The 24,030-nt window shown below is 33.0% G+C and carries 27 protein-coding genes and 1 other annotated feature; of the genes, 24 read left to right on the top strand and 3 right to left on the bottom strand.

The annotated features are described in order from the left end of the window. Positions 1-257: 257 nt before the first annotated feature. The 4 genes from H8909_RS09230 to hpf all read left to right on the top strand — a co-directional run bounded on the left by H8909_RS09230 (position 258) and on the right by hpf (position 2,858). A complete protein-coding gene (locus H8909_RS09230) occupies positions 258-461 on the top strand; it encodes a hypothetical protein (RefSeq protein WP_187012621.1) in 204 nt (67 codons plus the stop codon). 204 nt (positions 462-665) lie between these two features. Next, positions 666-893 (top strand): NifU family protein, encoded by a 228-nt coding sequence (locus H8909_RS09235; protein WP_022425304.1) that lies wholly within the window; start codon positions 666-668, stop codon positions 891-893. A 179-nt stretch (positions 894-1,072) separates the two neighbouring features. Further along, on the top strand, positions 1,073-2,218 hold the full coding sequence (metK, locus tag H8909_RS09240) for a methionine adenosyltransferase (RefSeq protein WP_187012622.1): 1,146 nt from the start codon (positions 1,073-1,075) through the stop codon (positions 2,216-2,218). Positions 2,219-2,324: 106 nt separating this feature from the next. Then, entirely contained in the window at positions 2,325-2,858 is a 534-nt protein-coding gene (gene hpf / locus H8909_RS09245) for a ribosome hibernation-promoting factor, HPF/YfiA family (protein ID WP_187012623.1), read from the top strand. A 71-nt stretch (positions 2,859-2,929) separates the two neighbouring features. Here the strand turns inward: hpf and mnmL are convergent, their stop codons facing one another. Beyond that, the gene (gene mnmL / locus H8909_RS09250) at positions 2,930-3,862 is read right to left on the bottom strand and encodes a tRNA modification radical SAM protein MnmL/YtqA (RefSeq protein WP_187012624.1); all 933 of its coding nucleotides are present in this window, start codon (positions 3,860-3,862) and stop codon (positions 2,930-2,932) included. Between the two features lie 44 nt (positions 3,863-3,906). Here mnmL and H8909_RS09255 point away from each other — a divergent pair, with 44 nt between their 5' ends. The 5 genes from H8909_RS09255 (at position 3,907) to H8909_RS09275 (ending at position 11,174) form a co-directional block, all read left to right on the top strand. After that, complete coding sequence (locus H8909_RS09255) at positions 3,907-5,610, top strand: ATP-binding cassette domain-containing protein (protein ID WP_187012625.1); 1,704 nt, start codon at positions 3,907-3,909, stop codon at positions 5,608-5,610. Between the two features lies 1 nt (position 5,611). Then, positions 5,612-7,396 (top strand): ABC transporter ATP-binding protein/permease, encoded by a 1,785-nt coding sequence (locus tag H8909_RS09260; protein ID WP_187012626.1) that lies wholly within the window; start codon positions 5,612-5,614, stop codon positions 7,394-7,396. A gap of 46 nt (positions 7,397-7,442) precedes the next feature. After that, positions 7,443-7,642, top strand: a binding site (T-box leader). Positions 7,643-7,684: 42 nt separating this feature from the next. After that, on the top strand, positions 7,685-10,081 hold the full coding sequence (gene leuS / locus H8909_RS09265; RefSeq protein ID WP_187012627.1) for a leucine--tRNA ligase: 2,397 nt from the start codon (positions 7,685-7,687) through the stop codon (positions 10,079-10,081). A 333-nt stretch (positions 10,082-10,414) separates the two neighbouring features. After that, a complete protein-coding gene (locus H8909_RS09270; RefSeq protein ID WP_202985939.1) occupies positions 10,415-10,624 on the top strand; it encodes a hypothetical protein in 210 nt (69 codons plus the stop codon). Positions 10,625-10,721: 97 nt separating this feature from the next. Then, positions 10,722-11,174, top strand: coding sequence for a helix-turn-helix domain-containing protein (locus H8909_RS09275; protein ID WP_117494170.1), 453 nt, complete (start codon positions 10,722-10,724; stop codon positions 11,172-11,174). A 127-nt stretch (positions 11,175-11,301) separates the two neighbouring features. Here the strand turns inward: H8909_RS09275 and H8909_RS09280 are convergent, their stop codons facing one another. Then, positions 11,302-11,985, bottom strand: coding sequence for a helix-turn-helix domain-containing protein (locus tag H8909_RS09280; RefSeq protein WP_025482937.1), 684 nt, complete (start codon positions 11,983-11,985; stop codon positions 11,302-11,304). Positions 11,986-12,235: 250 nt separating this feature from the next. On the opposite strand from H8909_RS09280, the gene H8909_RS09285 reads away from it, so the two are divergent. The 6 genes from H8909_RS09285 to H8909_RS09305 all read left to right on the top strand — a co-directional run bounded on the left by H8909_RS09285 (position 12,236) and on the right by H8909_RS09305 (position 15,944). Then, complete coding sequence (locus H8909_RS09285; RefSeq protein WP_004613680.1) at positions 12,236-12,565, top strand: hypothetical protein; 330 nt, start codon at positions 12,236-12,238, stop codon at positions 12,563-12,565. 95 nt (positions 12,566-12,660) lie between these two features. Beyond that, complete coding sequence (locus H8909_RS09290) at positions 12,661-13,734, top strand: replication initiation factor domain-containing protein (protein ID WP_202985940.1); 1,074 nt, start codon at positions 12,661-12,663, stop codon at positions 13,732-13,734. 19 nt (positions 13,735-13,753) lie between these two features. Beyond that, positions 13,754-13,918 (top strand): MerR family transcriptional regulator, encoded by a 165-nt coding sequence (locus H8909_RS09295; protein ID WP_255465889.1) that lies wholly within the window; start codon positions 13,754-13,756, stop codon positions 13,916-13,918. A gap of 82 nt (positions 13,919-14,000) precedes the next feature. After that, the gene (locus H8909_RS09300) at positions 14,001-15,203 is read left to right on the top strand and encodes a site-specific integrase (RefSeq protein ID WP_055158428.1); all 1,203 of its coding nucleotides are present in this window, start codon (positions 14,001-14,003) and stop codon (positions 15,201-15,203) included. A 201-nt stretch (positions 15,204-15,404) separates the two neighbouring features. Beyond that, positions 15,405-15,527, top strand: a complete 123-nt coding sequence (locus H8909_RS13630) for a hypothetical protein (RefSeq protein ID WP_255465886.1) — start codon at positions 15,405-15,407, stop codon at positions 15,525-15,527. Positions 15,528-15,533: 6 nt separating this feature from the next. Continuing rightward, entirely contained in the window at positions 15,534-15,944 is a 411-nt protein-coding gene (locus H8909_RS09305) for a YkvA family protein (RefSeq protein ID WP_187012628.1), read from the top strand. A 31-nt stretch (positions 15,945-15,975) separates the two neighbouring features. Here the strand turns inward: H8909_RS09305 and H8909_RS09310 are convergent, their stop codons facing one another. After that, on the bottom strand, positions 15,976-17,325 hold the full coding sequence (locus H8909_RS09310) for an MATE family efflux transporter (RefSeq protein WP_187012629.1): 1,350 nt from the start codon (positions 17,323-17,325) through the stop codon (positions 15,976-15,978). A 138-nt stretch (positions 17,326-17,463) separates the two neighbouring features. Between H8909_RS09310 and H8909_RS09315 the strand changes: the two genes are divergently transcribed. The 9 genes from H8909_RS09315 (at position 17,464) to H8909_RS09355 (ending at position 23,954) form a co-directional block, all read left to right on the top strand. Further along, complete coding sequence (locus tag H8909_RS09315; protein WP_187012630.1) at positions 17,464-18,147, top strand: response regulator transcription factor; 684 nt, start codon at positions 17,464-17,466, stop codon at positions 18,145-18,147. A 12-nt stretch (positions 18,148-18,159) separates the two neighbouring features. Then, on the top strand, positions 18,160-19,266 hold the full coding sequence (locus tag H8909_RS09320; protein ID WP_187012631.1) for a sensor histidine kinase: 1,107 nt from the start codon (positions 18,160-18,162) through the stop codon (positions 19,264-19,266). A 101-nt stretch (positions 19,267-19,367) separates the two neighbouring features. Beyond that, positions 19,368-20,129, top strand: a complete 762-nt coding sequence (locus H8909_RS09325) for a C39 family peptidase (protein ID WP_187012632.1) — start codon at positions 19,368-19,370, stop codon at positions 20,127-20,129. 190 nt (positions 20,130-20,319) lie between these two features. Then, positions 20,320-20,877 carry a substrate-binding domain-containing protein gene (locus H8909_RS09330; protein WP_187012633.1) on the top strand — a complete coding sequence of 186 codons (558 nt, stop codon included), beginning with the start codon at positions 20,320-20,322 and terminating at the stop codon, positions 20,875-20,877. Between the two features lie 317 nt (positions 20,878-21,194). Beyond that, positions 21,195-21,713, top strand: a complete 519-nt coding sequence (locus H8909_RS09335) for an SdpI family protein (protein ID WP_187012634.1) — start codon at positions 21,195-21,197, stop codon at positions 21,711-21,713. Between the two features lie 23 nt (positions 21,714-21,736). Continuing rightward, positions 21,737-22,126, top strand: a complete 390-nt coding sequence (locus tag H8909_RS09340; RefSeq protein WP_187012635.1) for an Imm44 family immunity protein — start codon at positions 21,737-21,739, stop codon at positions 22,124-22,126. Between the two features lie 40 nt (positions 22,127-22,166). Then, the gene (locus H8909_RS09345) at positions 22,167-22,373 is read left to right on the top strand and encodes a DUF4177 domain-containing protein (protein ID WP_158546288.1); all 207 of its coding nucleotides are present in this window, start codon (positions 22,167-22,169) and stop codon (positions 22,371-22,373) included. Between the two features lie 237 nt (positions 22,374-22,610). Beyond that, entirely contained in the window at positions 22,611-22,856 is a 246-nt protein-coding gene (locus H8909_RS09350; protein WP_187012636.1) for a DUF2500 family protein, read from the top strand. Positions 22,857-23,396: 540 nt separating this feature from the next. Next, on the top strand, positions 23,397-23,954 hold the full coding sequence (locus H8909_RS09355; RefSeq protein ID WP_187012637.1) for a nuclear transport factor 2 family protein: 558 nt from the start codon (positions 23,397-23,399) through the stop codon (positions 23,952-23,954). Positions 23,955-24,030: the final 76 nt, after the last annotated feature.

The raw sequence follows: 24,030 nt of genomic DNA on the forward strand, positions 1-24,030 counted from the left end.
AAATAATTCATGGGCATATCTCCTTAGATTAATGTTTTGGTCGACTTAATTTTACTAGGAAATATGTCCATTTTCTATAATTGAAAAATCATAATTTACACAAAATATTTTACACTATCTAATCAGTTGTGAAATAAATATACTCCAAAAGAAGAATACTATTAATAAAATATATTGTAATAACTTTACAAAGAGAAAATAAAATAGTATAGTTAGAGCATACTAACTTTAGAGGTGAAAAGGAATGGAAGGTTAATATGAAGAAAACAAATATAGCTGTACTTGCTTTACTTATATTTATGACTCAAGTGCCAGTACTTACTTATAACTATTACTTTAAGTTTGATGAAGATAAGCCTATAGAATGTAAATATGTTTTAGTATCTGTCGGATGGATGATTGTCGTACTTTATATCATTCATTTCGTATTGGATTATATTAAAAATAATAGTGATGAATAATGTTGAAGAACCCTTAGGGGTTCTTTTATTATGCTTGATAAGAATCATAGAATATGTACAAAAAACAGTGAATTATACTTAAAAATGTGCAATCTTATAAAATTGTCTAATAAATAAGTATGTTTTTTAGTGATTCTATAGGGTATATCACTTTTCTTTTTTATTTTGTGTGTTATAATGGTCAAGCAGAAGCGAGGTGAAATCATGGAAGAAAAGATTGAAGCCATTAAGGAAGTCATTCATAAGTTGAGACCCTATCTTCAAAGAGATGGTGGAGACTTAGAATTCGTTGATTTCAAAGACGGCATCGTTTATGTACATATGCTTGGTGCATGTGCAGGCTGCATGATGTTAGATTCTACTATTAAAGATGGTGTTGAACAGATTTTAGTAGAAGAAGTTCCAGGCGTTATTGAAGTACAGGCAATTTAATTAAATATTTTTATACTCTTATTCAGAACCACACAGATGAGGATCGTTTTAAAGTGGTGGCAACCCTTATATAGAAGGTGCCTTGACCAAGCAAGTATTACTTGAACAATAAGAGGAAGCAGATTACTACGCTTTCCTCTTTGAGGAGAGCTTTTTTATTACAGGAGGAAAAGAAGAAAATGGAAAAGAACTTATTTACATCAGAATCTGTATCAGAAGGACATCCAGATAAGCTTTGTGATCAGATCAGTGATGCAATCTTAGATGAATGCTTAAGACAGGACAAATATTCACGTGTAGCTTGTGAATGTTTCGCAACAACTAATTTATTAGTCATTGGTGGAGAAATTACAACGAATGCGAAAGTAGATTATGAAGCAGTGGCACGTGATGTAATGAGAAGAATCGGCTATACTGCTGAAGATTTAGGCATTGATGCAGATACTTGTGAAATCAAGGTTGTTATGGATACACAGTCTAGTGATATCGCATTAGGTACAAATGTAGAAGTAGGTGGTGCAGGTGACCAGGGTATCATGTTTGGTTATGCAACAAATGAAACTGAAACATATATGCCTTTACCAATCTCTATGGCTCATGAATTAGTACGTTATGCAAGTGAATTAAGACATAATGGTACATTCAAACATGCAAGACCTGATATGAAATCACAGGTTACTATTGATTATACAGATGAAAATAATCCAAAGGTTGATACAATTCTTATGTCAATCCAGCATGATCCAGATTTTAATGAAGAAGAATTCAAGACATTCATTAAAGAAAAAATCATGAAAGAAGTTGTAAGAAAACATCATATGAATGAAGACTACAAGGTATTCATTAACCCAACAGGAAGATTTGTTATTGGTGGTCCTCATGGTGATACTGGTTTAACTGGACGTAAGATCATCGTTGATACTTATGGAGGAATGGCAAGACATGGTGGAGGCGCATTCTCTGGCAAAGACCCATCAAAGGTAGATAGAAGTGCAGCTTATATCAGTCGTTATATCGCTAAGAACATTGTTGCAGCAGGATTATGTGATCGTATTGAAATCCAGTTATCTTATGCAATTGGTGTAAAGGATCCTACAAGTGTGCATGTTGATACTTATGGAACTGGTAAAGTAGCTGATGAAGTCATCTTAGATGCAATCAAGAAAGAATTTGATTTAACTCCTCAGGGTATCATCAATACATTAGATTTATTAAACCCAATCTATGGCCCTACGGCTGCTTATGGACACTTTGGTCGTACTGATGTTGAATTCCCATGGGAAAAATTAAATAAAGTAGAAGACTTAAAGAAATACTTAGCTTAAGAAGACATTAACGTCTTCTTTTTTTATATTTTATGTCAAGAGTGTTTTTTTAGTTTTTTTTATGTATAATATAGTTATAGAAAGAATTGTAAAGGAGGAATTAATTATGAAAGTTATTGTCAGAGGTAAAAACGTTGCAATTACAGATGCTATCGAGGATAAAATTACTAAAAAGTTAGCATTGCTCGACAAGTACTTCATCATGGGACAAGATGTGGAGGCTAAGGTTTTAATTAGAACTTACCCATTTGGTCAGAAAATTGAAGTTACAATTCCTACAGAGTATGTTCTTCTTCGTGCAGAAGAAACAAGTGATGATCTTTATGAAGCAATCGATTTAGTTATCGATAAGCTAGAAAGACAGATCAGAAAGTACAAGACAAAGTTAAGTAGAAAGTCAAAGAATAATAAACTCGCTTTCAACATTAACACTTTAGAAGCTCTTGAAGAACCTGAAGAAGACGTTGTCGTTAAGACAAAAACAATTAATCCAAAGCCAATGGACATGGAAGAAGCTATCATGCAGATGGAACTCATTGGTCATTCATTCTTCGTTTATAAGGATATCGAAACTAATACAGTATGTGTTGTCTATAAACGTAGAGATGGTGGATACGGTCTTCTTGAAACAGAAGAATAATAAAAAGAAATCTGGCTTTTGGCCAGATTTTTTTATGTCCTTAAGAAATTCTTTCTTTTCTTTCGTATATATTATTTGAGGGACACAAGATCCCCCTGCATAATATCTTGAGCTTTCATATATTTATCGATATCATTAAGAATTGTTGTTTTTTTGATAGACCATAAAGGAGCTACTAATTCTTCTAATGGTGCATCTCCAGTCAGTCTTTCTACGACTACATGATTTGGAATATATTCTAGTTGTCTTGCAACTAAAGAAATATATTCATCTCTTTCTAACATCTTAAAAGGATAATAGAGCTTATATAGACGACTATTTTGTGTGACATAGAGATTGTGAATCTTAATACCTTGAATATCTAGTTTTCCTACCGCTTTTGCAGTCTCCAACATCATCTCTATTGTTTCATTAGGTAAACCATTAATAATATGCACACAGACTTCTAAATGATGTCTTCTTAACATAGAGAGTCCATCTAAGAATTCCTGATAAGTATGACAACGATTGATTTCTTTTGCAGTATTGTCATGAATAGTCTGTAAGCCTAATTCTATATAGACATCCGTTTTTCTATTTAATTCTTCTAAATAAGCACATATTTCTTCAGTGAGGCAGTCTGCACGTGTCGCAATCGCAATACCAACAACATCCTTCATACCAATAAATGGTTCATAGATCTTCTTTAACTGATCTAAAGAAGCATAGGTATTTGTATATGCCTGGAAGTAGGGAATAAAGACAGCTTCAGGCCACTTTCTTTTCATTACTTCAGCACCTGCTTTAAACTGTTCTAAAAGAGAATCACTATCTAGAATAAAGTCGCCAGAACCTTTCTCAGAACAGAATATACAGCCTCCAAAGCCTTTTGTCCCATCTCTATTAGGACAAGTAAAATGGGCATCTAAAGAGACTTTTGCGACTTTTTTATGATATCTCGTTTTTAAAAAATAATTGTATGTATGATAACGCTTGTTATCTAAAGAATATGGAAAAGGATTCATTTTTTATCACCTGGCTCATTATAACATAAAATGGAGGGAAAAATATGCTAGAACTTAAAGACTTAACTGTGAGTTATGATATTTGTATATTGGATCATGTGAATTATATATTTCCAGATACTGGTTTAGTAGGAATCAAAGGACCTTCAGGATGTGGGAAGTCTACACTTCTATATTGTTTATGTGGATTACTGCAATATAATGGCACAATTACTTTTAATCATGAAGTGATAGATAAAAAATTTAGTAAGATGATAGGCTTTATTAAACAGAATAATGATCTTATTCCTTCTTATACAGTAGAAGAGAATATCATGGCTGGATGTTATTTTGGACAGATTGATTTTGATAAGAAAAAGATGGATAAGATTATTAGACGCTTAAAAATAGAAAAGCTTATGAAAAGATATCCTGATGAACTTTCTATTGGACAGATGAAACGTGTATCTATTGCCCGTGCCTTGTTAAAGGATGCACCTGTACTTTTATGTGATGAACCTACAGGTGCCCTTCATTATAAACAGGCAAAAGAGGTTATGACACTCTTAAAGGAAGTATCTGAAGATCGTTTAGTCATTGTTGTTTCTCATGATACATCCCTATTAGATGAATATGTCGATGTACTCATAGAGATGAAGAACCAGACATTACATACAATTAAAGACAATCATATAAATAAAGAAGTTCTTATTCCTCGACATAAGAGACACTTCTCTATGCGTTATAGTTTTAAAGAAGTATTGGGAGAAAGAAAGAGACTCGCATTACTCTCACTTTTTCAGATATTAGTCATTGTAACATCTCTAGTGATTATAAGTGGTTTAAATGGTCTTTCTACCTCTATAGAAAAATCTTACACGGAAGCACCACTTAAAGATATTGTAACTATATCCAGTCATGATGGAGAACCATTGTCTTTAAAAGAAAAAGGTACAAAACATTTTGATATAGAAAGTGGGTATATCAAAGGAGTTAATGCCTTGTTGATTCGTTTACCTGCTAAGAAAAATCATATCAAGCTGCTTTCAGGTCGTTTTCCTCATCATACAAATGAAGTCATTATTACTCATAATTTATCTCATAAACTCAAATCACAGTTCACATGTCATCTATTAGAAGATGAAACATATAAAGTAGTGGGAGTAATAGAAGATAATTTCTATCAGGATCAATTGGTTTGTTTCCATCATGATATAGATAAGACATATCCAGATTTATTAAGAGATGACAAAATAGATGTAGTCACAAAGGCTCCCGAAACACTTATTAAACGTTATGAAAAGAACTATGAAGTAGATAATGATGTATATATGAAGAAGATGAGTTATGGAACACTTATTTCTATTGGTCGTATGATTGCGTTAGTTTATATGATGGTCAGCTTATTTGTGGCAATAGAACTTACAAAAACAGTCTTCTCTTCTTTATATTTAGAAAGAAGCCGTTCTCTTGCTTTGAAAATTTCTATGGGTGCATCTTATAAACAATTACAGCGTGAATCAAAGATAGAAATACTTATTATAGGCACATTTATTTACTCTATCAGCATAGTGATGTTTATTGTTATTCTTACTATTCTCCCGCTCACATCCTTTAAGAGTTATTTCCATTTTACCTGTCTTGCATCTCCTTATTATTTCTATATTATTTTCTATTTTCTCTATCTTCTTATACTCATACTTTCTGCATCTGCACCGTTTATTCGTATTAAGAAAGAAAGTATAGTCTCATTACTCAGGGAGGAATAATATGATTCAACTTAAATCAATCAACAAGCGTTATCTACATGAACATGTCTTAGAAAACATTACTTGTACTCTTCCTGATACAGGATTTGTATCACTTGTTGGGCCAAGTGGATGTGGAAAAAGTACTTTACTTCATATTATTGCTGGACTTGATCATGATTACTCAGGAGAAGTGATATATGAAAAGAATAAGAAAGTTTCTATCATTTTTCAGGATTTTCATCTTATACCTTGGCTTTCTATTAATAATAATATACGTTTATATGATTACTTTCATAAATCATCCTACATACTGGATGAAACATTGACTAAACAATTTAAGAATACTTCAGTTAATGATCTTTCCTTAGGACAAAGACAACGAGCAGCGATAGAGCGTGCACTTTATTATGATCCAGATATTGTTCTATGTGATGAACCAACAGCTTCACTTGATCCAGATAATGCAGAGAGAGTATTAAAGATATTGAAGCAGCGTTCTCATTCTTCTCTTGTATTATTTGTATCCCATGATGAAGTATTAGTAAAACAATATAGTGATCGTATTATAGAGATGAAGGATGGATGTATTATAAAGGATACACTTATTAAAAAGACAGAAAGTTATCCTCGAGAGAACCATACCAATAATAAGCCACGACATTTTCCTATACTTAAATTAACTATCCAATCATTCTTAAGTAGTCGTAAAAGATTTTTTCAGATGTCATTTTCTCTATCTATCGCATTATTATGTTTGATGATGACATTTACATTTACATTCTCTTTTCGTAATACTATTTATCAATATCTTTCTTCATTGATTCCACAGAAGTCAATTACTTATAAATTACGTAATGATGATCCTTTATCTTTAACCCATTTCAATGAAGCATCCTATCATTATTTAAATCTTGATGATTATGATCTCATGGGAATCTCTCATAATAGTCAACGTTATCAAAAGAATGACGTATTATTTATATCAGACGACTCGTCCTATACCACTCATTATATATATGGTAGAGCTCCACAAAATAATGATGAAATTGCGGTTCCTCTCTCTACTGCAAGAAAACTTGCACAAAAGAATAAGGTCAATACATTACTTAATACAACTTGGACAATCTATTATAAGCATCAATTAAAGATAAAGGGAAAAGAAGTAAAGATAGTTGGTATTTCTCCACAAACCTATAATTATGATGCCTTCTATATGTATGAATATGCCAATTATCATTGGATAGAGTCCATCTTTAATCAAAGACCGACTGCAAGATATGGTATGTTGAAATATAAGGAAGATAAATCCATTATAGATTCTTTAAAAAAGAATTATCCTGAATATGAGTTTAAAGCAATGGGGGAATCAACTCAAAAAACTTTTAATCAGAATATGAATAGAATTCAGATGGTTCTAGTGTTATTCTCTATTCTCACAATACTTTCTTCTATATTTATGATAATGGAAATCATGATTCTTCATGCGATGCATTTAAAGAAGGATCATGCCATCATGAAGGCCTATGGTGAAAAGAAAAAACATATTTTTAAGATGTCTTTCTGTCAATGTTTGATTCTCCATTCTTATAGCTATGTGACAGCTTCACTCATATTACTTGGTATTATGAAGATAATGAATCAAATCATCCCACAGATTACAGACTTTCCTATGCATATCACTTTCCAGCCTCTTATTATGTTGATATTGTGGATTGGTTCTTTCTTATTAGTTTGTTTCTCTACGCTATTTAGTATTCTTTATATTATCAAGCTCAATCCATCCCGCATACTTAAAATGAGATGATACTTCTTGCAAATAATGGGAAATTATGATAAGGTGTGTAAGTATATAAAAGTCAAGGAACTAGAGTAGTAGATGGTCATACTTTTTAAGAGAACTTATGGCTGGTGTGAATAAGTAAAGTTATCCATTGAACTCGCTAGGGAGATGGGTCTGTGATAAGCAGATCACGTATTGCTGCGTTAAAGCATTAAGCGCATGAATCAGTCTTCATGAACTAAGGTGGTACCGCGAGTTCTCGTCCTTAGACATGAGGACTTTTTTTATTTTAAAAGTGGAGGAGACAAAATTATGGCTTATGATCATAAAATAGCAGAAAAGAAATGGCAGAAATACTGGGAAGAGAATAAGACATTCGAAACAGATGTTTATGATTTCTCAAAGCCTAAATACTATGCCTTAGACATGTTCCCTTATCCATCAGGACAAGGTCTTCATGTTGGACATCCAGAAGGATATACAGCAACTGACATCATGTCAAGAATGAAGAGAATGCAGGGATATAACGTATTACACCCAATGGGATTTGACTCATTTGGTTTACCTGCTGAACAGTATGCAATCAAGACAGGTAACCACCCTGAAGGATTTACATTAAAGAATATTCAGACTTTCACTAAACAGTTAAAGATGTTAGGTTTCTCATTTGACTGGGATAAGCAGGTATCTACTTGTGATCCTAGCTTCTATAAATGGACTCAGTGGATTTTCAAACAGCTATATGAAGATGGTTTAGCTAGATATGTAGATATTCCTGTTAACTGGTGTGAAGAATTAGGTACAGTACTTGCGAACGATGAAATCATCGATGGTAAGAGTGAACGTGGTGGATTCCCTGTTATTCGTAAGAATATGAAACAGTGGGTTATTGATATTCCTAAATATGCTGAAAGATTACTTGCAGGATTAGAAGAAGTTGATTGGCCAGAATCTACTAAAGAAATTCAGAGAAACTGGATTGGTAAATCAATCGGTGCTCATGTTGATTTTAAGGTAGATGGTTATGATGATAAATTCACAGTATTCACAACACGTTGTGATACATTATTTGGAGCTACTTATTGTGTATTAGCACCAGAACATGAATTAGTAGAAAAGATTACGACTCCTGATAAGAAGGATGAAGTAAAAGCTTACTTAGATGTATGTGCAACTAAGTCAGAACTTGAAAGAACTGAATTAAATAAAGAAAAGACAGGTGTCTTCATTGGTGCTTATGCAATCAACCCAGTAAATGGTAAGAAGATTCCAATCTGGATTTCTGACTATGTATTAGCTGGTTATGGAACAGGTGCTATCATGGCTGTTCCTGCACATGATGATCGTGACTATGCTTTCGCAAAGAAGTTTGGTATCGATATTATTCCAGTATTAGAAGGTGGAGATGTTACTAAGGAAGCATGGACACAAGATGGTGTACATATTAACTCTGACTTCTTAAATGGTTTAGATAAACAGGAAGCAATCGATAAGATGTTAGACTGGTTAGAAGAACATCATTGTGGTTCTAAGCATGTTAACTATCGTTTAAGAGAATGGATCTTTGCAAGACAGAGATATTGGGGTGAACCAATTCCAATCATTAACTTTGATGATGGCTCATCTGTTGCATTAAGTGATGATCAGTTACCACTTATCTTACCTGAACTTGAAGATTATAGTCCATCAAAGACTGGTTCTTCTCCATTGGATAAGGCTGTTGACTGGGTTAATGTAGAAGTAGATGGTAAGAAGGGTAAGAGAGAAACAAGTACAATGCCTGGTTCTGCAGGATCTTCTTGGTACTTCTTAAGATATATTGATCCACATAACGATAAGGCTATTGCAGATCCAGAATTATTAAAGCACTGGATGCCAGTTGACTTATATGTTGGTGGACCTGAACATGCAGTAGGACACTTATTATATTCACGTATGTGGAATAACTATTTATATGACAAGGGTATCGTACCAGTTAAAGAACCATTCAAGAAGCTATACCATCAGGGTATGATTCTTGGTCCAAATGGTGTGAAGATGTCTAAGTCAAAGGGTAATGTTATTAATCCAGATGATATTGTAGAAGCATATGGTGCAGATACATTACGTTTATATGAAATGTTTATGGGTCCTCTTGAAGCATCTAAACCTTGGAGTGAAACAGGTGTAGAAGGTTCAAAGAAATGGCTAGAACGTGTTTATAGATTATTTGTTGAATCTGATAAGTTAACTGATATAAATGATGGTTCATTAGACTTCGTATATCACTCAACAGTTAAGAAAGTGACTGAAGACTATGAAAACCTTGGCTTTAATACAGCTATCTCACAGATGATGATCTTCATCAATGAAGCATATAAGGCTAAAGCAGTTTATAAGCCATATGCAGAAGGTATCGTTAAGATGCTTTCATGTATTGCGCCTCATATCTGTGAAGAAATGTGGGAAAAACTTGGTCATGAAGGAACAATTGCTTATGAAGCATGGCCAACATATGAAGAAGACAAGCTTGTTGTATCTACAATTGAAATTGCAGTACAGGTAAATGGTAAAGTACGTGGACGTTTATCTATTAATAAGGATCAGGAAGCTGAATCTGTTAAACAGCAGGCATTAGAACTTGAAAATGTTAAGGCACATACTGATGGTAAAGAAATTAAGAAGATCATTTATGTTCCTAACAAGATTGTAAATATTGTAGTTAAATAATTTGAGAGAAAATCTCACAACAGAATAAAGTGCTTGGGAATATTGAAAAGTTCGCTTAAAATCAAGGCTTGCAGACATTTTTCTTCAAGGGAAAGGTATCATAGAATACCGTAAAATATCGTAACAGATTTTTAAAATGGAGTAAAATTGGAGTAAAGATTGAAAGAAAATGGAGTAAATATTTCAAAGATGTAATGAGAAATGGCGTAGGTAGTGGAAACATTATCTGCGTCATTTCTTATTTGTAAAATTAGGGGCAGTTTTATTGAATTTGTGATAAAATAGAAAAAACATCTTGACTCTTTAGTAGCGTAACGGTTTACGATGAAAGATATGTCAATGAAAGCAGTAAAAAGATTGGGGAAAAGTTGTAAAAATCTTTTTAAAATGGATAATGCAAGAGTATTATTATTAGAAATGGCTAAAGATTATTTGAATCATTCTCAGTTGGAAGAAGCCACAGATAAACAGTACGGAAAAGGGGTTACAAAATACATTGGTTCAGCGATATATCGGTATTATGGTGTAGAAAACTTGGAATAAACAGATGTTACCAAAATGGAAACAAAGGAAATACATACTGGTACTTTTATTTTGGGTTCTATCGTTATATGATGTGAATGAAAGAGAGGTATGGAGTATGGCATTAAATGATAACATCAAAAAATTCAGAGAAGAAAAAAATCTCACTCAGCAACAACTGGCAGATAAGTTATATGTTTCAAGGCAGACAGTTTGTCGTTGGGAAAATGGTTCAAGATGTCCAGATTTGATTACGGCAAAAAAACTGGCATTAGAACTAGATGTAAGTATGGATGAACTTATATCAGATGAAGATGTAAATGATATGCAAGTAAATTATGGAATATGGAAATCTGAAAGAATAAAAGACAAGAAGCATTTACAGACACTTCAAAAAAAGATATTAGACTTTATACAAATTGTGGGAGCTGTATTTTTAGCAATCACGATTTTGTTACGAGTGCAATTAGATATGAGAGTACCTGTATGGTGTACAATCATTTGCTTTATTATTGTAGCGGTAGCATTTCTTTGTAATTTCATAGTTTCTAAAAAGTTGAGAGAAATGTAGTGAGGTCAAGGAACAAGGCGTAGCCGATACGCCGTAGGGCAGTCCTTGACGGAACGGACACAGCCAACAGAACCATGATACAGCAGAGGACTTGAAAGGTCAGAAACCTTGCAAGTCCTCTTGTCTGTTACTGGGCGTTGTGTTTTAAGTAAAGTGCTTCTTTTACCACTTCTTTTTCAAATGCTTTGATATGACAATCATGTACTTCATTGTCAATATAAAAGCAATCGTCAGTCTGTGAGTAGGCAAGTTTGGTAACTTTCGGTTCATAAGTTTTTGTATCAATTCCGTAATAGTAAATCGTGGCGGTTGTTAATACCATGTGAATACTTTCAAAATCTCTTGTAAAAATAGTATGCCTGTCGGAATAGAAGAAATCAGACGGACATTCGTAGAACTCGGAACTATCTTCTTTCAAAAATAAAGGTAATAGGTGCATTGCATTTCCAGCACGATTGACAAGAACATAAAAGCGTGGAATAAGGGCGGCATATTGGGTCATCATGGCAATATAGATATCGTCTAAATTATCAAGAAGATACTCGGAGCAGGAGTTGTTATAAAAGACATATTGCAGGGCATTGTTATTCTTACTTGTATGTTCCATAGGTACATTTTCTCCGTAAAGCCACCGCAAGTCTACATCTAAGGAGTCGGCAATCAGTTCCATTTTATCGGCTTTTGGATTGTATTGTCCCGAAAGATAGGAACTGAACGCCCCTTTGCTGATACCTGTATCTTTGACTATGTCCACCTGTTTTTTATTTTTTGCTCTCATGGCAAATTTAATCCGTTCTGCGATTGTATTCATCTGAAAAACCCTCTCTTTCCATATCTCGTTATAACTTCTCATATCTTATCGTCTAAGGACACTATACCACAAGTTCAGAAAAAAGAAAACAAAAAGTTTATAAAAAACTAAACTTTCTATTGCAAAACGAATATGCCTGTGCTAATATACAATTAAGTTCAGAAAAAACTGAACAATGAACGGCGTCGTAATAGGAAAATGAAAATATGAGAAACTGACCTATCGGTTCAACGGGGAGAAAGGAATGTGTATGCAGATTACATTGACAAAAGAACAGGTAAAAGAAGCATTTGGAGAACTTCGCTTTATGGGTGCGGATAACTGTTACCGCTATGATAAAGACAGTAAGAAGAAAACAGAGGAAGTGGAAGCCTTAAAACTTCATCTTGGAAGCATGAAACTTGGAAACAGCGTGGATATTCGCTTGGAAGCAACGGAACTTCCGAAGATTGAGCCTTATGCTGTGGTGGAACTGGAAGAACCAGTTTATGCCCCTTATGTGCAGAGAGGAAATTTCCCTGTATTAGTGGAGAAGATTACCTGTAAGGGTATCCGCCCTGTTCCAAACAAAAATATGTAGGCGGTCAAAGTTCCTGTCCTCGTTCTGACGTACCAAACGGCAGGTTGAGGGCAGGGCAATGGCAACGCCGTTGCAGATAAGGAGGTTTGATAAATTTGGAAGAAAGAAGCGGAAGTTTTCTTCCAGAACTCCCCTACACTAACAGGGGAGTAATACGACAGAAAGAAGAATTAAGTGCTTTGATAGATTGGTGTCAGATAACGATTAAGGAAGTTCCGTTAGAAGCAGTCATAGAAGATGTGTTGAGAATACCTATGGAACTTATGACGGTAACAGGCTATGAAAAGGGGATTGCAGGACATGAGGTTGTGGCTATCTTCGCTAATATCAAGGTGCTAAAGCCGACAGGAAATGCACAGTATCAAGGCTTTCAGATTTTAATGAGTGGGAAAGGTTGTCGCAACTATGAAAATTTTTTACAACTCAATGAGGAAACATGGTTTGATTTCTTAAACAGAGTTTGTCAGTATCACATCAACTTTCCTCGGATTGATTTGGCGATAGATGATAGAAAACCTTATTTGAGTATTCCCGATTTAATTGTAAGGACAAAAGAGGGATTGCTTTCTTCAAAGTTACGGGAGATAGATTTTCACGACTCGGGAGAACTGAAAGAGGAAGTGTTTCAGAGTAAAGGTGGAAGTCTTTATCTCGGCAGTTCAGCCAGTAATTTGAGATTGGTATTTTATGAAAAGGGATATGAACAGAATAAAAAGTATGGAACAGAATTAGATGAGAATTGGAACAGATATGAATTGAGATTTCGGCAGGAAATGGCGGTAAGCGTAGTACAGGAATTATTGAGATATAGAGATGTGGCAGGACTGGCAATGGAAGTGTTGAACAGCAAAATACGATTTTTAGAAAAGCCGACAGACAGCATGACAACACGAAAAAGGCTTTATCCAACCTATCAAGCGTGGGCGGAACTGATGAAAGATATAGGCAAGGTCAAACTTACCATGCAACCACAGAAGAAAAGTTTACAAAAGGTGTGGGAGTGGTTGGAAAAGTATGTTGCCCCGTCTTTGAAGCTGTTTGCAGAGGTTGGAAAGATAGAGCAGAGAGATTATATTGGTAATCTTGTAGCAAATGGAGAAATGAATATTACACAGAAGCAGTTGTATGATGATTACATAAAAGCAAGAAGATTAGAGGAAAGGGGATAATCGTATAGAAAAAGCATTACTGAATATAAATGAATTTTGTGAGTATATGGGGATTGGGAAAACAAAGGCAAGAGAACTGTTGAACAATCCGAAAAATAGATTTACGGTACGCATTGGTAATCGGCTGTATGCAAATAAAAAATTATTTGATGAATGGCTGGAATATCAATGTAAAAGGGCTTGAAAAGAAAATGGGGTGTCGATATAATGAAAATTGAAATATTTACTTTACCATATTTCTTTCAGTAGAAGAAAGGAAAGTTGGTATGGGTAAAGATTTAAAGGGCAAAGAACTCGGTAAGGGAATTTCACAGAGAGCAGACGGACGCTATATTGCAAGATTTACAAGCAAAACAGGGAAACGAAAAACGCTTTATGATTTTAAACTGAATGAATTAAAACGGAAGTTGCGAGAAGCGGTTTATGAAGATGAACATGGTTTGAATGGCAATGGCGAAAGTATCACTTTAAATGCGTGGTATGTAACGTGGACGGAGTTGTATAAGAAGAAAACAGTCAAAATGACTACGATATATAAAAACCACAGTTACTACAATTCAAGAGTGAAAAACTCTATCGGAAAGATGTATTTGCAGGACATTAAAACATATCACGTTCAGAAATTTTTGAATGATTTGATAGACAGCGGTCTTGCACACGGAACGGTATCGAATATTAGATTTATGTTAAGCGATATGTTTGATAAGGCAGTATTGAGTGAATACATTAGAAAAAATCCCTGTATCGGTGTGGAAATGCCAAAAGAAGTGAAAAAGGAAAGGCGTGTATTAACAAGAGAGGAACAGGAGAAATTTTTTACATTTGCTTCTTCCTATATACACATCAATGTTCTGAAATTTGCTGTGACAACAGGCTGTCGGATTGGAGAAGTGCTTGGACTGAAATGGGAAGATTGTGATTTTGGAAAAAGAGAAATTACAATCAATAAGACAATTCATTACTCAAAGGCTTCCAGTCCCGTTGAGGGTTCAAAGTTTTTCTATACGACTGCAAAAACCATATCAAGTAATCGTGTCATTCCTATGACAGATGAAGTGTATGAGATTTTGCAAAATCAGAAGATAAAGCAGACAGAACAGAAGATGTGGAAACGCTCGATATGGAAACAGCATAAAGAATTTCAAAACTTGGTATTTACCTGTTCGGACGGTTCGCCAGTTTATTATTACAATGTCAATAGTGCAATCAAAGACTATGTAGCGAAAATCAATGTGATAGAGATTGAACTGGCAAAGGAAGAAAAGAGAGAGCCAAAGATACTTGAATTGTTTACCTGTCACACTTTGCGACATACATACGCTACAAGGTGTTATGAAAATGGAGTAGACCAACAGGTAGTGCAGAAACTCTTAGGTCATTCCACATTGGCAATGACAACCGATTTATACACGCACGTTTCAGAAGAAAAGAAAAAAGAAGAAGTAGCTGAACTGAAAATATTGGCTTAAAATTGGAGTAAAAATGGAGTAAATCAGAAGATAGATAGCGAAAAACAGCGTAAAAGCAACATTTTCGAGTAGATATAAATATTGTAATGAAATAATTCGTTAAGGCATCTCTTAGGAGATGTCTTTTTTTGGATTAATGGACGATTTCTTCATGATAGTAAGAGAGGATATGATATGATAATATCAAGGGAGCGATAAAGTATGGAAATGAAATATCATTTGAGAAAGATGACATTTGAAGGAAAAAGTTACAATGTTTTAACGGATGAAGAATTAAAAGACTTAATTGTTTCTGAGATTTATAACAGAAATATAAAGAGGTAAATGAATATGGAAAAAAATTTTGATGACAAATCTGCGTTGAGAGAATTAAAGAAAGGATATGGTAAGGCTAAAACATTATTAGATGATGTTGATGAATTAGAACGTTTTTTACAACGATTAGAAAAGAAACTTAAAACAATACCTGCACTTGGAGATAAACTAGCTGTTTTACCGATAATGATTTCACTTGTTAGAAATTATATAAAAAAGGAATATACAGATGTTCCTATTGGTACAGTTATCGCAATAATTAGTGCATTGATTTATGTCTTATCTCCAGCTGATATTATTCCAGATGGTATTCTAGGTGTCGGATATTTAGACGATGCTGCTGTTGTTACAATATGCTGGAAATTGGTGAAATCTGATGTTGAGGAATATAAAAGATGGCGTCAGATGAACGGAAAAGTAATTTAGATTTTATTAAACAAAAGGCAATAGAGGATGACTAAGCCATCTCACTATTGCCTTTTAATAATGCATGTATTTTTATTTTATATGATATATAAAGCAGTACTGCTGCACCTGTCCATGCGAGTACTTCTGCAAGATAAATACCATTCTGACCTAAAAATATAGGGAAGATGAGGGCAACACCTACACGAATAACGAGTTCCACAATGCCTGATACCATTGGTATAAATGTATTTTCCATTCCCTGCAAGGCACTTCTATATGAATGCAGCATATAGAGAATTGGTAGACATACTGCCATAATGAAGAGATACTTATAAGAAATAGTAAGTACCTTATTAATCTGATCAGGTGTACCTGAAATAAAGAGTAATAAGATATGCTTACCAAATAAAACCATTGAGACACCAATAATCACTGAAGTACAGAATGATAAGAAGGCTGCCTGTGCGACACCTTTTTTAATACGTTCATACTGCTTAGCACCTAGGTTCTGGCTATTAAATGTTGTAATGGCATAACCAAATGAAATAGCGGCTACTTCTAATAAACCATATAACTTATTTGTGGCAGTAAATCCTGCAATAAATAAGAATCCAAAACGATTGACTACTGACTGTACCATAATACCACCAATAGAAATAATGAGGTTCTGGAAGGCAAGAGGTGAACCTAACTGTAATAAGTTCTTGATGATCTTTTTTTCAAACTTAAATTTAGTGAGTTCTAACTTGAATGGTAATTCTTTCTTCAATATATAGAGACAGAATATTGTAGTTAAGAACTGCGCTAATAATGTCGCAATCGCAGCACCTGCAATACCCCATTTAAATATTACTACAAATAATAAGTCTAAACAGATATTTGTGATTGCTCCTCCAATCATTGCGAGTAATGGTGTACGGCTATCACCTAAAGAACGTAATATACTAGAAAAACAGTTATAAAACATTGTGATAGTCAAACCACCGGACATGATTCTTAAATACGTAATAGAACCTTGAATAACGTTAGATGGTGTATTTAATAGAGTTAATAATGGAACGATAGATAATTCTGCAACAACTGTTGTAAGAATGGAAAAGAAAGCACATAAGAAGAAAATCATATGCATAGATCTTTTCATATTCCCATAATCTTCAGCGCCAAAAGTACGTGAGATACGAATAGAGAATCCCTGTGTAAAGCCCATTACTATTCCTAAAATAGCCCAGTTGATCCAGTCTGCAGCACCTAGACTCGCCAAGGCATTAACACCTAAGAACTGTCCTACAATCATTGTATCTACCATTGTATATAATTGCTGTAGGATATTACCTAACATAAGTGGTAATGCAAATAAGAATATAAGCTTTAATGGTTTCCCTTTAGTCATGTTCTTCATGTTTATTTTCCTCCACACAATGCGACTATCATACCATATTATTTATAACTAACTCTAGAGGGAATTTTCAATAATTAAGAAAGTATTAATAATTGATAGGAATGTAAATGATATAATGATACATAAGAGGGGATATTTATGAATATATTAGTTGTAGATGATGAAAAAGAGATTACAGATTTAATACAAATCTATTTAGAAAATGAAAATTTTACTGTATATAAGTACTATTCTAGTCAGGATGTATTAAGAGATATTGATGATTTAAAGATTGATTTAGCTATCTTAGATGTAATGATGCCTGATATGGATGGTTTTTCTTTATGCAATAAAATAAGAAGAAAGTATAAGTTTCCTATTATTTTTGTGACTGCAAAGGTAGAGGATATTGATAAAATCAATGGTTTAAGTATTGGTGCAGATGATTATGTCACAAAACCATTCCAGCCATTAGAACTTGTTGCACGAGTCAAAGCACAGCTAAGACGTTATAAGAACTATAATGAAAAAGAAGAAAAGAATGAAATAGATTTTAGAGGAATACGTATTAATAATGATACAAGAGAATTCTATTTTAATGAAAAGAAGATAGAACTGACTAAAACAGAATTTGCGATATTATGGGAATTATGTCTTTATAAAGGAAATGTTGTAAAGAGTGATGACTTGTTTTTAAAGGTCTGGGGAGAAGATTATTATAAGAGAGATAATAATACAATTATGGTGCATATTAGACACTTACGTGAAAAGATGCATGATGGTGGAAGAAATCCTAAATATATAAAGAAGGTCTATGGAGTAGGCTATAAGATTGAAAAATAAAGGATGGATGATATGGAAACTAATACGATCTTAAAGAAGATTTATAAACGTACACTACTACAATATATAGCTTATACAGTAGGGCTGTTAGTTGTTTTTGTATTGGCAGTCTATCTAGCTGCTTTTTTTGATTTTCAATGGGTCTATGATTTTGATTCTAATATTTATACGTTTCTAGCGTTCTTTTATAATATTGTGAAGAATCCACTCTCGCTTCTGTTGTTTTTATTAATCTGTATAGTGATTTCTTTTGCGTTTATGATTCATCATCTTTATAAACAGACATCCTATTATATGGATGCATTGACTCATGCATCTCATGAATTAATAGATAAGAGTGTAGACTATATCACATTACCAGAAGAACTTTATGATATAGAAAGACGATTTAATGAACTAAAGAGTGAATCAATAAAGAATGAGAGACTTGCAAGAGAGAATGAACAGAAGAAGGATGAACTCATTGTTTATTTAGCTCATGATATTAAAACACCATTGACTTCTATGATTGGTTACTTATCTTTATTAGATGAAATAAAAGATATGCCTGATACTCAAAGAGAGAAGTATATCAATGTGGCATTAGATAAATCTTATCGCTTAGAAGATCTCATTAATGAATTGTTTGAAGTGGCTCGTTATAATTCAGAAAAGATTATTCTAGAAAAAGAAGATTTAGATATCCGTCTTATGCTTGAACAGATTATTGATGACTTTTATCCTGTCCTAGTAGAACAGGAAAAGAATATCCATCTTAATCAAGATGAAGATATCACATTATATGGTGATGCCGATAAACTCAGCAGAGTCTTTAGTAATGTGATTAAGAATGCGATTAGCTATAGTAAGGATCATACTGATATTAATATTGATGTTCATAGTACGCATGATGATGTCATTATTAAAGTTATCAATAAAGGAAAAGAGATACCTCAAGAAAAACTAAATCGTATATTTGAAAACTTCTATCGTTTAGATTCAGCACGTACTTCAAGAACAGGTGGAAGTGGTTTGGGTCTAGCTATTGCCAAGGAAATAGTGGAACTTCATCATGGCTCTATCTTTGCATCAAGTAATAAAGAAGAAACAGTCTTCACCATTACTCTTCCAAAAAATTAAGAAGTTCATAAGAATTCTATAAGAATGTATTAAAGAAGCATCTTCATTTGTATTGGTAAAATACAAGTAATGAAGATGCTTTTTTAAGGAGATGAAAACATATGAAAAAAATAATTATTGTATTACTTTCTGTATTCTCAATTCTTATAGGTCATATAGCTTATAATATAAGTGGAGGTGTAAGTGGACTGAGAGAAGATATTGGTTTAGAAATAAAAGCGCGTTTTAATCCTAAACTACGTACTATATTAAATAATAAGAATCAATATCCTGATACAATGATTCAAGCACTTTATCGTAATGAAGAACTCATTGATTTTGTTTACAACTATCCAAGTAAAAAAGGACATGTTTATACAAATATAATAGGTCCAGTCACAAAAGGACGTTATCCTCTCTTACTTCAATATGATCAAAGATGGGGTTATGGAAAGTACGGACATAATGTGATTGGTATGAATGGCTGTGGTCCTACAAGTGCTGCAATGATTATTGCAGGATTAACAGGAAGAAATAACATTACCCCTTTTGATGTGGCATCATATGCATATAATCATGGCTATTATCAAGATGGAACATCCTGGGCTTTCTTTACTGAAGGTATGAAACATTATGGTATTCATGGAAGAAACATTCCCCTCTCTTATTCTTCTATGAAGAATGAAATTATGAATGGTAGACCTCTTATATGCAGTATGAAACCAGGAGACTTTACTACTACAGGACATCTTATCGTTATTAGAGGAATGAAGCAGGGGATGTTTATTGTGAATGATCCTAACTCTATAAAAAGAAGTAATCGTTTATGGAGTTATGATACTCTTTCTAAACAGATTAGAAATATATGGTCTTTCTCAAGATAGGATTATAATCAATAAAATCGTTGAGTGATTTTTGTTGATAATTTGAAGTGATGAGATATGTTTATCCAAGACTATTAAAGACAATATGATGATTTTTAGCTCATCTAAAATGAGTAATAGTAAATATAAACATGATAAGCATGGATAGAAGTCATATGTTTTCTTATATTTATAGAGAGGAGGAATACATATGAAGAGAGTTCTCACTATTCTATTATGTTGTTTGATGGCTTTTGGATTATCAGGATGTGGTAAGTCTAAGGTAGAAGACGCAAAGAAAAATCTGCAGGAAAGCTATGAAAAGTATGGCTTTATAGAAAAAGAAACAGTAGATGTATTAGTTGCAAAATTCAATACTGAAGTAGTAGATCATAGTTCACTTAACGTTGCTTCAACTGATTATTTAACAAAAGAAAATAATCAGTACTGGTATGGACTTCTTGAAGGTGTTTCTTTAGTCGTTGTACCTGAAAAGTATACGGGAGATCAGGCAACTGATATTGTAGACTATATGCTTATTTTCGTTAATAAGACAAGTAAATATAATGATGAGGCACTTACATATACAAAAAAACTTATTAAAGCAAATTATAATAAAGCAACGGATACTGAGATTGATACATTACTCAAAGAAGCAAAAGATAAATCGAGTAGTGGTAAAACAGCATATAATGGAAAAGGCATTTCTGTTGGTTATCTAGATAAGGATAACTATTATCAATATCAGGTATTAAGATTCTATAAATGATAGTTGATTATTGTTTGGATTGTGTTTCTAATAAGCCTAGAAGGAGTGTCCTCTGCCCATATCTGGCGGGGGGGTGCTCCTGTTTTTATAATGAGATAAATATTATAATATAGTTGTAAAAGTAATTGTAGATAAGAAATGGTATAATACTTATATAGGAAAGTTCTTTTTCTGTATCTATATAAAAGATAAGAAGATGTAAAGGGGAAAGAACTTAATTAACAAGAAGGTAAATCTATTATGAAAAACGAATAGATTTTGTTTGAAACAGCAGATAAAGAAATTAAACTTAATGCGCCTGTTAATAATGATATCGTGTGGTTGAATTATTTGAGAGACATATCAAGACGCTAGGTAAACATATTAGGGATGCATTGAAAGAAGAATTGAATCGTTCAGTTGTCGCAAGTTTTGCGACAACTGCTTCTATTAATGATATAAGACAAATGCAAAAGGAGGTCTGTCTTATGTATGTATTATTTATTTGTAACTTGTTGATTCCTGTTGTTGTGATTGTAACAGGAAGAATCATGTGGAAACATTATCCCAAAAATATAAATGGTTTGGTAGGATACAGAACAACGCGTTCAATGAAAAATATGGATACATGGAGATTTGCGAATGAGTATTGTGGAAGACTTTGGTATAAGATGGGTTTATTCATGCTTGCTTTTTCAGTTCTTGTTTCTGTATTACTATTACGTACTAATGACAATACATATAGTATGATTTCTCTTATCTTTGTCCTATTGCAATGTATTATTCTAATCGTATCTATTATTCCAACAGAACTTGCTTTAAAAAAGATGTTTTATGAAGATGGAACAAGAAAGTAAATCAAAATGAGAGGTGATAAAAATTGGAATTAAATATCAACTCGCCTGCTTATTTTACTCAGCAATATGGCGTGAATGAAGGTGTATACTACTATTGTAAAAAATGTCATGAATACTTCAAAGATAAGGAATATAGCGAGACTTTGAAAATAATTGGTATATGTCCTCAATGTGCTCCTAAGGATTTGTATCAAAAGGGAATGTGGAAAGATAAAGTTAGATTTATTGGAAATGGAAGTTGTGCCAGCATTGATATTAGAATTGATTTTGATCAATATTATAATGCGACAGACGAGGAAAAAGTTACTATTATTAGAAATACTGTTATTAGAGCAGTAAAAAAAGTTAAAACCAAAGGTAAGTTTGATTATGAAAGATTTTACCAAGATTTACAGAATGTTACAGAAAACTAATTATTGCGACAATATCAGGTTCATGAAAGGAGAACAAATTATGTACAAGTATGCATATGAAACTGTAAGCTGTCATCTAAGTGGTTATGGACTAGGTGCAGGTACTGTATATTGTATTGATGATTATCGGTCTATTATTGAGAAAAGAGCTTCACAAGGCTGGCGATATGTTGGATATGTTCCTGTAAAACAGCGTGGAACTGGACATGTACAGGTAATGGATCTGATTTTTGAAAAAGAATATTAAGTTAAGAAACAAGGGGCAGAAAAAACTCTTTGATTATCATTCATCTGAAGTCCTTTTCTTGATAAAAAATACATATAAAAAACACATAGAGTCCATAACAATTACATATCTAAATACTATACTAGTAAACATTGAGGTGATAGAAATGGATTGTTTATTTGTGTTTTTAGAAAGTTTTTTTAATACAGTAGATGAAGATGAATAACAGTGAGTTGTTAGTCTTTTGGTGGTGAATATATGTTTGGCGAAAGTATTTTATGGTGGTTAAAGAATAATCGTTCAGCTGTTCATTCTATAAGAGCTAATGTACTTACAAAAGAAATGAATGGTCATAAGTACTATATTTGTTTTGGGTTAGAAGATGGACAGATGAAGAGATTTCCTGTAGATTATTATGCTTATATATCTCTAAAAGAAGGAGAAGAAGGTATATTAACGTATCAAGGAAATAGATTTATAAGATATGATAGAGGTGGAGAATAATATTTTCTTCACTTTTTTGCTTACGAAAATAAACTTAAGCGATAGTCTATTCGTGTTAGATAATTACACGAATAAGAGATGAATGAAGAGAAGAAGGGCTAAAGTAGATTGAAGATGGTATGGTTGTTGGCCTTGGCGGTGGAGAAACGATTGGTTATCTTGTAGAGTATTTAAATGAAGCTCAAAAAGATGAAAGTGAGTGATCCTTTCATTCGTGAGAGAACAGGCTTGTATTCAGGCTGTCATTGTATATACAGCAGATGGACACACTGGAACCATTAAAAATGGAGAGACAAGAGACGCTTTACTTTACTAAATTGAAGATATAGAGTATTATATAAGTAACAAATATTATAAAACATTAGAAAATACAAGTGAAGTCATAAAAATACTTACTAAAAACCGAAAATAATTTGGCATAGTTTACTTATTTAAATAAATTAAAGCCTAAAGAATACTTTTCGTGCAATAAAAAAACTTTTTATACATAAGTATGAGACTTATAATATTATTTTTGGTAAATTAATAGTGGTGATATATATGAGAAAAAAAGTGGTAAATGATTTAATTGGTACAAGTACAGAAATTTTACAAACATTTTGGCATAAGGATATGAGTTTATTAAGCCATTATCTAGATGATGATGTTTTTTATTGTGGTGCTGATCCAAGTCAATATTATTCTAGCAAAAATGAATTAGTGAATTATTTATATTCAGTTATGAATGGATGCTCAGAAAGTGAATTGACACATATTGATTTACAATGTGTTTTTAATCAGCAGAACATATGTATTATTGTTGGACGCTTTTTTCTTATGACTGATATAAAATCATTAGAAATGATTCATGAAAAACAAAGATGTACATTCGTCTGGTCTATTGATAAGGAAAGAGAAGGACGTATTGTATATATGAATATACCAGATTACATAGGAAAACTAGAAGAAGGAGAAGTATTCCCTCATAAGATGGGTTCTACTACATATCAGTATTATAAGGATATGGTTAAAAAACTGATAGAACCAGATAAAACAATCTTAGTAAATGATAAAAGTGATTATTCCACTTTAGTTGATCACTCATTCCGATTGGGTTGACCAAGTGTTCCGATACACTTGACCAACTAGCCATTTTCATAAAATTCCGATGGGGTTGACCAACCATTCCGATGAA

The organism is Catenibacterium faecis (assembly GCF_014306455.1).
Classification (GTDB): Bacteria; Bacillota_I; Bacilli_A; order Erysipelotrichales; family Coprobacillaceae; genus Catenibacterium; species Catenibacterium mitsuoka_A.